At 59.2% G+C, this 13,325-nt stretch carries 6 protein-coding genes; 1 reads left to right on the forward strand and 5 read right to left on the reverse strand.

The window, feature by feature from the left end:
* Positions 1-69: 69 nt before the first annotated feature.
* The 5 genes from EN969_RS03250 to EN969_RS03270 form a co-directional block, all read right to left on the reverse strand.
* Positions 70-582 (reverse strand): three component ABC system middle component, encoded by a 513-nt coding sequence (locus tag EN969_RS03250; RefSeq protein ID WP_063169420.1) that lies wholly within the window; start codon positions 580-582, stop codon positions 70-72.
* On the reverse strand, positions 579-1,745 hold the full coding sequence (locus EN969_RS03255; protein WP_063169421.1) for an ABC-three component system protein: 1,167 nt from the start codon (positions 1,743-1,745) through the stop codon (positions 579-581). Before EN969_RS03255 ends, EN969_RS03250 begins: the two co-directional genes overlap by 4 nt.
* A gap of 323 nt (positions 1,746-2,068) precedes the next feature.
* The gene (locus tag EN969_RS03260; protein ID WP_063169422.1) at positions 2,069-5,542 is read right to left on the reverse strand and encodes an AAA family ATPase; all 3,474 of its coding nucleotides are present in this window, start codon (positions 5,540-5,542) and stop codon (positions 2,069-2,071) included.
* A complete protein-coding gene (locus EN969_RS03265) occupies positions 5,539-6,798 on the reverse strand; it encodes a DNA repair exonuclease (RefSeq protein ID WP_063169423.1) in 1,260 nt (419 codons plus the stop codon). The genes EN969_RS03260 and EN969_RS03265 overlap by 4 nt, the downstream gene beginning before the upstream one ends.
* Before the next feature lie 71 nt (positions 6,799-6,869).
* Positions 6,870-12,455: a DUF3320 domain-containing protein gene (locus tag EN969_RS03270; protein ID WP_063169424.1), complete on the reverse strand. Its 5,586-nt coding sequence runs from the start codon at positions 12,453-12,455 to the stop codon at positions 6,870-6,872.
* A 636-nt stretch (positions 12,456-13,091) separates the two neighbouring features.
* Here EN969_RS03270 and EN969_RS03275 point away from each other — a divergent pair.
* Positions 13,092-13,325 (forward strand): MucR family transcriptional regulator (locus EN969_RS03275; protein ID WP_206525128.1); only part of this gene is annotated, 234 nt, incomplete at its 3' end.

Here is a 13,325-nt window from a genome sequence, read left to right on the forward strand (position 1 = left end):
GAACTTGACGACCCGCGGCGCTGCACCATTGCGGGGCCAAAGGATCAGTTTTCGAAGCTGGAAATACATCTAGAACTCCACCCGTAACAGGTTGGCCACCTGCGCGGTCCCCAGGTTCGAAAACCAGAAACCCAATTTCTCCGAGGCAGGTCCGAGGTGCTTGACGCGCTCTGGAAGGACGAGCCTCCTCGGTTTCGGTTCTGGTACGTTTGCTCTTAAAGTAGCATCCTTGTAATCCACGGACAGCAGCCGCCCGCTCACACCGACAGCGGCCGATTGCAATGTCAGAGTACGCAGCAGCAGCGCTCGCTCGTGGACGGCGAGGAGTTGTTCCCGTTCCTTCCCGAGCTTGGCCGCGAAGAGCGCCAGTCCAGAGGGTCGGTTTGTCGAAGTCACGATTTCGAGCGTTGCGCGATGCAGGACGATTGGCAGCACGAGAAACGCCAAGGCGAACGGCGCTGGACGTTCGTCCTCAGCCTGGAAACCTTGGCCAAATTGCCACAATGCGAAAGCCCCAAGTCCTGGATTCTGGACAAGGGCGAGGTCGCTGAGCGGTAGGTGCGATCGGCCAGCCTCAATCAAGTCGCTGGCTCCAAAAGAGTCTGGTAGTCGGGATGCCAGCCGAGGCGCAGGCCGTGGGCAAGGGCGTTGAATGATCCGTGGACGAAATGACCGGGGACGACTCGACCATCGAGTGGAGGCTGCAACTGCGCGCAGCGCCTGTAAACTATTCTACCACGAACCGTTGCGGGGTGTCCGGCCTGTATGTCGTGCACCTCTGCACTGACGTGCTCATAGCGACCGACAAGATCATCGTCCCAGTCACTTAGGTTCTTCTCAAAGATTAGCCCGCTTTCGCCCCAGATCGAGATGTCGGCGAGCGTCCTAAGGTAATCGCTAACAGCCCGGACGCACGCTTCGTCTCCCACCTCGATCAGCTCGAGTTGGCGGACGAAGGCGGGACGGTCGGCGATCAATTGTTCGATGGCCTCGACAGGCGGTTGCTTGGTGAAAGACGACAGCAGCCCTGGAAGGTTGTTCTTCTGAACAAATGCTCTTTGCTCGGCCTGAAACGCGTCCACGTCCAAGATGGCGGGCTTGCCAGCTCTAATCAGCCTGTCCGCCGCCTCCTTCGCAGCGCCGATCGCGCGTTCGCACACTAGGTCGATGATGAGCGGAGAGACCGTCGGCTTGAAGATCGCGCGTATCGGATCGACGGGATCTGCATCGACGCTGATAACGGCGAGATTCTTGACCAAGGCGGCGCAATGAGCCGCATCAGCGTTCAGGAAAGCTTGGACGTCGGCGTCGCATGCCGGTGCAGCTTTCAGCTTGCTGTGGGCTTTGGCGAGGTTAGCGACCAGCGCCTCCACGTCGGCATCTGTTTTCGCGTCGTTCAGCGCGATCGCGAAGGCACCCGCCTTCACCGGTGTGACATATAGCCGGAAATGGCTGGTCGCCGGGTCGATCTCTCCCGCCGCCATGAAGCTGAGCCAGTTGGCCAGAGACTTCCACAGGTCCGCAGCCCAGTCGGATATCGGATTTTGCTTCAGTGCGCTCTTGCTTTGCTCAAGAACGACTTCGCCGCCGACCAGGTGAACCGCCACATCGTCTAAATGTTCAAGAGAGACCAAGGCGCCGCTAGGCGCGTTGAGCAGGTGAAAGCAAAGGCGTACAGGTTGAAGCGCATAGCCGAGGTATTGGCCAGCGGCGCTGTGTTTTCCCGTTTGCGTCTTCGCGTTCATTGCCCATCCCGTTCTCCCGAGTCGCACCGGAAGAAGCCAGTAACGATATTGGTATAGTTCGCCGTTGTTTACAATTGGCGCCCCGGCGATAGGACGGCTAGGCGCGATACAATTGCTGTTTAGGGCCAGCTCTCGAAGTCCAGATTCGGCAGGACAATGAATTTGCAGGACGTCCATTATGGGCACATCGGGGCCGTCTATGGCTCGGGCGATATGTCCGCTTTTGGACGAACGCGAAGTTTGCCGGAACGTCTGACTTTGGGCGCATACTTGCCGTCAAATTCGGCGTCCTTCACTGGTTCGTTCACGTATTCCGGAGAAAATTACTGTGCGAGTTGATGGATCCTCGTTCCCGGTACGACAGCCTCAGCTATTTCACATAGATGCTTATGGTGCGTCAGGTAGATGACCTGACCTGTGTTTGCCATCGCTCCGAACAGCCTGAAAACCTCCTCCGAGCGAATATGGTCGAACGTCTCCATGATGTCGTCGGCGACGAATGGGACCGAGGGCCGAAATTGCGCGAACTCGTAATAACCGGCGAGTCTTAGGGCAAGGTACAGCTGAAATCGTGCACCCTTTGAAAGCGCTTCGGTGACCTTGGATTGCCCGTCACCCTGCACAGCAATGAGAACCTCACCACCTCTTACAGGCTGGGTTGTCAGCCCCGAATACTGGCCACGCGTCATTAGCTTGAACGCGTCTGATGCGCGCGCCATCATGCCGGAGCGATGGCTCTCACGGTAGATCCGCAAAGCATTGCCAGCCGACATGATGCCAAGCTTCAGCTCTATGTAGCGAACGGCCTTCTCCTCGATTTCCAGCAGGGTTGTGCGCCGTTCAGCATCCAGGCGTGCAACCGCACTATCACCGCCGATGGCGTCCAGCTTGTCGGCCGCGCGCGTCTGCCGGATCAGCTGTTGCTGGATGGTTTCATCGAACAGGCGAAGCCGCTGCTCACCCTCAGCCTTCTCGACCGCGAGGCCGTCGAAATCGATCGCGTCCAGGATCGAGCGGGCCTGCTCGAATCCGTCGACCGCGAGCTCCGCCACTATCCGTTCCTCAAGTTCGGCGACGGTGGTGCGCAAGCCATCGCGCTCACGCAACAGCTCATCGCGTTCGACTACCTCGGGCAGAGTGGCGACACCAAAGACGCCCAGCACCTCGTTCTTGCGGCGTTCGTGTGCCAAAATCTCAGTGTCGAGGATGTCGCGCGCCTCCTTGAGGCGCTTCAGGTCGTTGCCGAGGCTTGCCTTCGTTTCACGTGTCCGCTCGGCACGCTCTAGGCGCTCGGCAAGGCGGATGGCCAACTGCTCCGGGTCGGTATCCTTCGTCGGCTCGTCGGCTTCAACCGCAACGGCGATGACCTCGACCAGAAAATTGGCCCTGTCGGCCTCCATCTTGTCGATACGCAGCTGCAGGTCGTCCCGTTCCTGCAGGCTTCTTGAAAGTTCGGCCAATTGATCGAGCACAGTGCCGACGCCGGATGCGGAGAGCCCGCTTTCGAGCCAAGTTCCCTTGAGTGCTTCGGTAATGCCGGCCAGCCATTCCTCCTCGCGACGCTCCGCCACACCTACTGCAACCCGTCGTGCCGCTAGATCCTCTTCTTTGGAGCTCACCATTCTGAGCGCCTCGGCATACTCGGCGTCCACCTTGCGCTGCCGATCCAGAAACGGCTCCGCGATGGCCATGATTGCTTCGAGGGTGTCGTTGGACTCTGATACAATGCCGACGCTTCCCAGCACTGCTCTCATTTCCAAGCGTATCTGCTCGCCGGCGTCAGCGGCTCGCTCGGCCTTCAAGCGAGCAAGTTCGATCTGCTCCCAGGCAGCGAGCGCATCGCTGCGCGCCTCGATCTGATCCTCGATCCTTTCGATCAGGCGCTCAGACGAAGGTTCCACGGCGTCTCCGAGCAGGTCCCTGGCGGCCGCGCGGATTTCCAACAATTGGGTATCCACATCCTTGCCGAGCTGTGTGCGTTGGATGCCGTTGCGTGACAGGTTGGCCGCGGCCTCGGCCAGCTCGCGCGTAGTTGCCCGGATCTCAGCCAGATCCGCCGCGCCGGCCAGCCGGCCTGCGCTGGCAATGTCATCGCGCGCCAATGCCACGGCGAAGTCGTCAGCGGTGTCACCGGTCAGCGCTGCGCGGTGCGTTGCCCACGCATCATCGCGAACTCGGCGGATGGCGGTAGCCGCTTCATCGTCGACAATGTCGCCCGAGGCACGAAGGGCATCCAATCGTGCGGCGAGCATGGCATGGTTGCCCTCGTATTCAGCAAGGCGTTCGGCAAGTACGGCGGTGTTCCTTGCCAGTTCTGACGCTACCGTCTTCCAGGCGGCAATCTGCCCGGCGCTCGGAACCGCGACGTTGGCGAGAGCGAGGGCATCTCCGTTCCATGGACGCAAGCGCGCGAGCGCCGCCTTCCATCGGATTGTTCCCGCATCTTCCGCCTCGCGAGCCGTCCTAATCTCTGCCTGGTGTCCGCTTGCTCGCGCTTTCGACAAAGCCGAGCCCAGCCTTGCCCTGGCAGGTTCGGGCACCGCCCTTTCCTCGCCGACCCGCTGCCTTGCCACCTGCAGCGCATCGAGTGCCGCCGCGGCTTCGTCGCGAGCGGCACGCATCCCGGTAGCAATCCCGGACCTCTGCTCGACCATGGCGCGAACGACGCCAACGGTGACGGCAGGCAGAAGCAGCGCGCCAGGATCCGCCTCGGAAGATCGGCCCAAGGCGGCAAGGCAGCTCGCCACGCTGTTGTTGAGGATTTGCAGCTCCATCCTGCGAGTGGGCAAGTCAAAGCCAGCCGCGGTATGGCGCACCTTGCTCTCCGCCAGCCCGCGAATGCGTTCGGAAATCGACAGGATCGGTTCGTCCTCGTCGACCGCAGTGACTTTTTCCGCCAGGCGCTCGGTCTCGTCGATGTTTGCGGACAGCCGCGTTCTGAGGCTGGCATCGTCATCGATCAGTTCGGTGACACTTCCCGTCGATGTCCGGGCTGGGGAGGCGATGTCCGGCAGCTGATCCAGCCGGGCAATCTTGCGCCGGATATCCGCCAGCATCGGCGCAGCACGCACGTAACGAGCAAAGGTATCCAGCCTGGCCACCAGCACCGCCCGATCGCTGATGGTTCGGCCGTACTGCTGCGCTGCATCGAGACGTTCGGCCTCCAGGCCCTCGTAGGTTGATGCAAGGGTGTCGATCGCATCCCTGCGCGACTTTACGTCAACAAGGCGCTTCTTCAACAGCGCCAGTTCGGTTCCATGCGCCTGCTTCCGATACAGAGCGTCTGCTTCGGCCTCGAGGGCGTTCAACGTATCACTTGCGTTCCCAAGACCGGCGCTGGCCGTGAACAGAAGCTTGCCGAGGTCGCCCCGCGACTCCAGGATAGATTTTCCGCCGGCTTCCAACGTCTCGTCATCGAGTGAGAACATCGTCGTGTAGGCGTCGCGCGACAGACCGGCGAGATGCGCCGTGATCGCCACCTCGCTTACCGGTTGGCCCGTCGCATTCAATAGCGAATTACTGCGCTGTTTCGTACGCGTGAACGTGTGTTCGGAGCCGGCCAGTTCCAGCACCCCGCCGATGCGCATGGCACTGTACTCGTGCAGGAAGTTGTAGCGGCTCCGTTCCTCGATGCCGAACAGCAAGTCTAGATAGGCCGAAAGCGCAGTCGATTTGCCGGCCTCATTCAGGCCAAACACGATATGCAGATCAGGTCCGGATTCCGGTTTGGGTCCGAAGTCGATCGAACGATCGGTGAACTTTCCATAACGAATGAGGTCAAGGCGCCGCAACCTCATGACGATCCACCGGCCTTAAGGCGGGCAGTCACCAAGTCCGCGCCCTTGGAAAGCACCTGATCGAGGAACTGTTCCAGCCCGGCTTCGTCCGTCCCAGCAAAATCCCGCCCGTCGGCCGGAAGGTCGGCGACCATCTTTTGGACGAACGCCCTCGCCTCAGCGCGGAAGGCCTCCGAGGTGGCATCGGCACGCATTGATTGCTCGAGTTCGAAAATCGGATCAGCAATATCCTCGGCGGTCTCCGTCCGAGGCGGCGCGAGGTCAAGCTCGAGCTTCTCCACCCACGTATGGCCTAGCTGTTCCGCAGCCTGTTCGGCTTCGGCAAGAAGGAGGTCCCTGTCGCGGATCAGCGCCCACATCAGTGGTGACGTTCCTGTCAGGCCAATGCGAGCCACAGCATGACGCGATCGGACGGTTGCCCGCATCTCTTCGAGTGCGAAGCGAACACGCGCGACGGCCTCGGGCCACTCCACCGCTCCGGTAAGGTCGACGCTCACCCGTTCGAACTGCGCAACGCTGGTCAGCCGTTCCTCGATCTCCACCGAACGGTCGTGGCGCACCGTCACCAGGGTGACTGATTTCTCACCGGCCTCGTTGATATCCCTCCCCTGCGGTATTCCCGGCATCACCACGGCACTGGCGCCAGGATGGACTTGGCGAGCATGGATGTGGCCGAGGGCCCAATAGTCGAAACCGTGGGCGTGCAAGTCAGCGATGCTGCAGGGCGCGTAAACGTCGTGACCTGGCGATCCAGCCAGACTGGTATGCATGATGCCTATGTTGACGGCCCCTTCACGAGCCGCCGGATATTTGGTTAACAGGCTGTCCGGCGCCTTAGGGTTCGCAAAGCTCAAACCATGGAATACGACGTCCAGACCGCCGGCTGTCTGCAATACCGACTGAGCACGACCACCAAAGATGGTAACGGTGTCGGGAAATACCAGCTGTTTGGAAATCCGCGACAGGGCGTCATGATTACCGCGGATCTTGAAAACCATGATGCCGGCCTGGTGCAGGCGTGTCATCTGCGCGCCCAAGAACCGCGCTGTCTTCATTGAAGTCTGGTCGCCATCGTATAGGTCGCCAGCAATGACCAACGCGGCCACACGTTCCTCAAGGCAGAGATCCACTATCGAAACGAATGCCTGGCGGCTGGCGTCGCCCACCAGCCCGGCAAGATCGGGATTTCGCATCGCCAGCGAACGAAGCGGCGAGTCGAGATGAATATCGGCCGTGTGTACGAATCGAAATGCCATTCGGCCTCCGCCAGCAAAAGAGGTGTTCCGAGCTTCGACAGAAATTGCAACGAGGGCGCTGCAGCGCCCCGTTACACTTCAGCTAATTTCTCGCTCGCGGATTCGCCGGCCACCAACAAGCCGTCTTGGGACCGTAACACTCCTTTGGCAACCAAATCGGCGACCCCAGCTGAAATCAGCTGCCTTAATTGTGCGCTTGTGGCTTTGAAGCCCAGCATCCTGGCAACGCCTGTGGCGATTTCTTCCTCTGTCGCACCGAGGTTGGATTTCACGACTTCCATAGCGCCTTGGGCGACCTCGTCCTGCGCAATCATTTCGGGCTTGCGCAATCCAGCGGACACGACCCCACTGCGATCCCTGAGACGAACAGGAACACCTGGCTTGAAGCAGAAGTTGCCTCGACGGGCTACTGAACCACCTCTCTGTGCTATGCTTACCCCCCGCTCGATTGCATCCTGAATCCTGCCACCGGCCCGCTGCAGACCCCAGGCGTCCCGAATACGCGAAACTATTTCGTCGACATGGATTGGCGTTTCTGTAGCCACGACCTGCTCGACCAGTCCGGCCATGATTCCGCTGGGCGTCTCGTGGAGTTCGAACGATCCCGGTCGCTTTAGTTCGGCCTCTTCGTAGGCTCGATTGGGTGTCTCGGATCCGTTTGTGCTTTCGAGACCGATTTCCGTCACGTTGCCTCGGTCGACCGTAACAACCTGCACGGCTACAGCTCGATTTCTCTGGACCCCCAATTCGGCCCGCTCATCGAGTTCTTTTCTGGCGGCCTCAATCGCTAGTATGGTTCGCTCCAGCTGCTCACGAGGCCGTTGGAACCAGTCAGCGCTCCAGATGCGATGGATGATCCAACCATGGTCTTCCAGAACCGACTGCCGAAGCCGGTCTCGATCTCTGGCCGAGCGAGATGAGTGATATTCTGCGCCATCGCATTCGATGCCAAGAATATAGCGGCCTGGCCTCTCTGGATCCGCAACTGCGAGGTCGATGAAGAAGCCGGCAATGCCCACTTGAGCATGAACCTGATAACCCATTTCGATCAGCGCGTTGGCTACCTGTTCTACAAAGATTGAATCCATTTCGCGAACCGTGACTTGGGCAAGCGAAATTCGCCCTGTTCTCGCGTAGTGCAAGAAGAGCTTGAAGGCGAAGATGCCTTTCCCTTTGCCACGCTCCAGGTCGATGTCCTCGTCTGTGATGGACGCGAATACTTCGCAGCTGCGCTTGGCGCGGCTTATGAGGACGTTGAGCCGACGCTCGCCGCCTTCCGCGCCAAGAGGGCCGAAACGCATGGCCATGTATCCCTGGGCATTCTTGGCATACCCCACCGAGATCATGATCACGTCGCGCTCATCGCCTTGAACATTTTCGAGGTTCTTGACGAAGAATGGCTCGCTTGGATGAGCGTGAAAGAATTCCTCGGTGTCGGGATTTAGTCGCCGCAGCGCTTCGAGTTCATCCTGGATCGCGCGGCGTTGGCTAACCGAAAATGTTGCAACGCCTAGAGTCTCTTGCGGGTTCACCTTCGCATGACGGATGATCGCCTCCGCTACTGCTCTCGCCTCTACCGGATTGGTTCCTGTGCCGCCGGAATCGAAGACCCCCTCCGGCACATGATGAAACCGCAACCCCATACCTGCCTCTTGGGTATAAGGGCTTGGCACGATGAAAAGCCGGTTCTCGTAGAACTGGCTGTTCGATACTGCGATTAGAGATTGGTGACGGCTACGGTAGTGCCAGCGCAGCATACGCTGCGGCAAGCCGCGGGCCGTGAACAGGCCGAGGATGCTTTCAATGTCGGCGACCTGCGCGCCCTCACCCTCGTCATCTTCAGACTGCGAGCCTGTCATCTTCGCGAAGAATGTCGTGGGTGGCAGTTGGCGTTCGTCGCCAACGACGACCACCTGACTGGCCCTGGCGACCGAGCCAAGTGCGTCCACGGGCTGGATCTGAGACGCCTCGTCCATCACGAGCAGATCGAAGGACATCCGGCCGGGCGACAGGAATTGCGCCACCGAAAGCGGGCTCATCATGAACACTGGCTTCAGCGCCTGGATGGCAGGGCCTGCCTTCTGCATCAATTGCCGGATGGGCATGTGGCCTCGTCTGCGCGCCATCTCAGAACGAAGCAGTCCGACAGGTCCAGCTCCGCCGTCTCTTGAAGGAATTTTCCGGTGATGAGCCGTTACAACTTCGATGGCGCCGGCCTTGATGCGCTGGCGGTCCAGATCTGCGAAGTCACGTACAGCCCTGGAATGCAGTTCCCCGTCGAACCTTGCCAGCTCCGGCTCATCGGTCGCCATCGCCAGAAACATTCGTTCGTAGTAGGCCATATCAAAAACTGATCGAGCCGATCCTGTTGTAATCTGGCCGTTGGCTAGGCCGTCTATCAACTGTCCCAGTCCAGCCTTTCGGGCCGTTTCGGATCGCTCTTCATAGGCAACCCATTTCGAGAGCTGCTCCTGATGATCGAGCCAACCCTGCAGCCGAGAAACGACCTCGCCTATCGCGACGTCCGGAAAATCGACTACTCCAAACAAGGAGGGAGCATCGGCTTTCAAATCCCCTGTAAGCGCCTTCAATTCCCGCGCTGCCGCTTGGGCCGCTTCACGTGCTGAACGTGCCGAGTTTGCGATCTCGATTCTTTCAGGCAACCGCGCAGCCAGATGTCGGATCGAGCCATTTTCTTTCAGCCAAAGCTCGGCTTGCGTGAGAGCGGCCCAATCGGATCCTCGACCGTGCCACGACGAGCCGAATACGAACTTGCCAAGGCTCTCTCCCGCATCGATCCCTTGAGCAAGTGCTTGTAGTCTGCCTAGTCGGCGCAGTAGCTCCACCCGCTCAGTGATTAGATCCGGAACGTCAGTCAGAACCTGTCGTGACGCATCATCGGCTTGAGCTACAGTGCTCGCCTTCGCTTCCATCAGTTGCAGCGAGGCCCGCTCGGCGGAAGCCACGTCGCCTAGCATGGATGACGCGAGGTGCCCGAGATCGTTCCAGAAACCTTCGATAATTGGCCGACCGATTTCGATAACCTTGCGAACGCGCGCTGCACGCGCACCGGCCTCGGAGCGTTCCGCCATCCGGCCGGCGATAATCCGAGGTTCGGGGCCTAGCCCTCGTAGAGTCCGCATCCACTCCACTAGCGCGAGCAGTGGCGCGGAAGCCGATCGCTCCCCACGCCAATCTGCCCCGAAGGCGGAACGGCCAAAAGCGTCGCCTTCGCGGACTCTTGCTGCGGCAGCCTGACCCTTCATCAAAAGGTCGAGGAGACCAACTATCTGCGTCGCAGGCGCGCTAGGGTCGACCACAATAGTCCGCGCAAGTGCTGTGGCGCGACGGTAGTCGCCGTTCAATGCTTTCAATATTCCCGTGTGTGTGGCGAGCGCCTGCCGCGCCGCGGCCACCTCGGTGCTCCACGCCGCGTCAACAACCTTGCCCTGAAGGTCGGCTCTGGCAGCCTCAAGCGTCGCTACGCTGTCGGCAAGGTCGCCTGCCTGCTCAAGTCCGGAGTCCCAAACGGTGGCTGCGAAGGCCTCCGGACTTGCGTCAGGTGCTGCCGCTACTCGCTCGCCGGTCACGGCCAGCCTGAGCAAGCCTGCCAACGTGTCTGGCAATATCGCCGATCCGAGTTCCTGATTCAGGCGCTCAGCTTCTTCCCTCAAGCGTGGGAGCAGAATGGTGAGCTGTCGCGCACGATGGAAACCATCTTTCGGAAATTCCGAGGGAAGCTTTGCAAGCTCTGTCTCGAGACCTTCAATTGGCGTGTCGATAGCCGTTGCCGCCAACTGCTCCGAAAGTTCCTCGGACTTGCGGGCGAAATCCGTTCCTGACCAGAGAAGCGATGAAATGTCTTTCGGACGCTCATCCCATACCGGCGAGACGAGCGCCTCGGCAGGAAGTCCAGGCGCGGACGCGAGAAGCTCAGCGCGATCTTCTATCTCGCCGCTGTCGCTGAGAATTTTCGGAGGCTCGGCCTTGATCCGCTCAGCGATACCGACCAGTTTGGCGTGCAGTGCCTTGGCTTGGTCCAGCAACGCCGCGATGCGTGGGACGAGCCTCTCAATGGTCGTTGGAAGAACGACATCCAGGCCAACTCCCCGCCACGGGTGGTGGATCGGCAAGCCGATCTCGTTGATCCGCTGAGAGACCTCATCGAGCAATTTGCGACGTTGCGAAACGCCGTCAGTTGTCCAGCTTGTGGCATCCGTAAGTTCGATGTCCACTGGTTTCTGACCGACCTGCCTTAGTCGGGTTAGCTGGCCGAGAACCTGATAAGGAGTGAGTTCGGACGCTCCGAACGCAACGTGCATTCGTGCAGCATGTGCGTTGAGTTTATCGCGAGCCTCCAGCAAGCGATCAGTTAGGGAAGAAGGAAGCTGGCCCCTGGGCGATCCGAGTTGCCAGGTTCGCCGCAGCTCCTCTAGCATCATGCGCTTGTTCGCCTTGTTACTATGCAGCTCAAGGCAGGCGTCCCCCACCCCAGCAGTGTCAAGCCGTCGCTTGACGACCTCCAGCGCTGCCATCTTTTCGGCCACGAACAGCACGGTCTTTCCGTCGGCAACGGCCGACCCAATAATGTTTGCGATCGTCTGCGATTTTCCTGTCCCAGGCGGACCTTGGATAACGAGGTCGCGACCTTTTCTGACGTCATGGATCGCCAGTGTCTGAGAACTGTCACTGTCGACGATATGCAACATTTCGGCGGGCGCAATGTGCGGATCAATCGCTATGTCGTCCGACATAAGCGGCTCGCGTGTTTCGAAACCATCTGAAAGAAGCGAGCGGATCTTCGGTTGTTCGATAATCTTTGCGCCATCGGGCCAGAGATCCGGATCCAGATCACGGTACATCAAGAACTTCGCAAACGAGAAGAAGCCGAGCACCATATCGTCGCGAAGCACCTCCCAACCCTCTTTGGTCGAAATTGCTTCGGCAACGGCATCGAGATAGGCCGAGACGTCGAAGTCATCTCCCACCTCAAAACGCGGCAGAGCGAGCTTGTGAATGCGGTCGAGATAGAGTTCCAAGGAGAGGTTTGCGGTAAGATCTTCCGGCCGGGCTCGTAGGCGGAATTTTTCTCCAGCGGCCCCTCGCTCAAGCCGAACCGGCACCAAAATGAGGGGGGCCTGACGGATGTTCTCTTTGTTGTTCGGGTCAATCCACTTCAGCATTCCAAGGGCCAGAAAGAGGATATTGACGCCCTGCTCTTCCTCGAGTGTGCGGGCATCATGGTAGAGATCAAGGAGCCGCCGCTGCAGCCCAGTTGGGGTCATACGCGTCTGCAGCTTGGTGTCCGAGTGCCGCGCGGATATCCCTCTGTTATCGACTCCATCGTCCTCTGGTTGGGCGAGAGCGACGGGGGAATAGTCGATCTCTTCGTCTGGAGGGCTGCTTTCATCCTGGCCCGCTTTCGGCCTATCGGGCTTGCCGGCCAGGAAGGTAAAAGCCTTTCCTTCGGTCACCAGCAATCGATAAATTTCGGACGACTTCTCATCGACGATATCGATCGTCTTCGCGCTCTTGGAAAACCGCGGCACATTCAAAAGTCGATTGCGGGCGGAAAGATCGAGCAACTCCATCCTGGCGCGCTCGAGTTTCTCCTTTAGAGGGAGATCGCTTTGGAAGACTGACTGTTTTACGTCCAAGACTTACATCCCCTTTGAAAGGAGAACCAGCTAGAGCCCGCGTAGAGCGTTCGCGCAAGAAAAAACAGCCGTGTTCAATTAGAAACGACTGCGATCACTTCTGGACACCGTCCAATATTGCGACGTGTGATATGGGTCAGAGCCTGCATTCTTGGCCCCCTTTGCCTAGTCGCTATCCGACGAGGATTCTCGCTCCCTGCCCCCGTATTTAGCCGCCTCCACAATGTCTTTTTCTGACACAGAGAGTCCGTTGCGGACCCGAATGGCTCCCGCACTTGGAACGCGGTCCAATTCAGATCCAGTCTTTGCCTTATCCTTCTGGGGCTTAACCTCCGGCGGCGGGTCTTTCGAAAATGTCATGCGTAGGTCCTACTCGTCCAAATCTAAATGCATCCGCCTGTGAGCCTCAAGCCGCTTTCCTGGTCATACAAAGAAAACGCCGCGCCCAATCAATCCACCGTCTCTCGTGGTTCCGCATTCTGATTGGCGCTTTAACATTCATCACTATTAGCGCCTGGCATTTAGTATCCTCCCTCTACTGGTTTTTTTAGCCGATAAGTAATAGATCGGGATTTCACTGCAGAAGTCCGGAGCCATGAAGTGACTGACGAAATCCAAAATACGGCCACCGCGCTGATGGAGCTTACCGCCGATATCGTTGCGGCTTATGTGAGCAAGAATTCAGTGCCGGTCTCCTCATTGCCGGACCTTATTGCCAGCATCAATTCGTCATTAGCGCGTATCGGCCAGCCGTCCGAACCGGAAAAACCCGACCAAGTTCCCGCGGTCAACCCCAAGCGCTCAGTCACTCCAGACTACATCGTCTGCCTCGAAGACGGCAAAAAGTTCAAGTCCCTCAAGAGACACTTG

The organism is Mesorhizobium sp. M7A.F.Ca.CA.003.01.2.1, from assembly GCF_003998945.1.
GTDB lineage: Bacteria > Pseudomonadota > Alphaproteobacteria > Rhizobiales > Rhizobiaceae > Mesorhizobium > Mesorhizobium ciceri.

What these genes read in the sequence shown, in the direction of transcription:
- EN969_RS03255 (WP_063169421.1), bottom strand. Translation starts at nt 1,745, where the DNA reads ATGAACGCGAAGACGCAAACGGGAAAACACAGCGCCGCTGGCCAATAC.
- EN969_RS03260 (WP_063169422.1), bottom strand. Translation starts at nt 5,542, where the DNA reads ATGAGGTTGCGGCGCCTTGACCTCATTCGTTATGGAAAGTTCACCGAT.
- EN969_RS03265 (WP_063169423.1), bottom strand. Translation starts at nt 6,798, where the DNA reads ATGGCATTTCGATTCGTACACACGGCCGATATTCATCTCGACTCGCCG.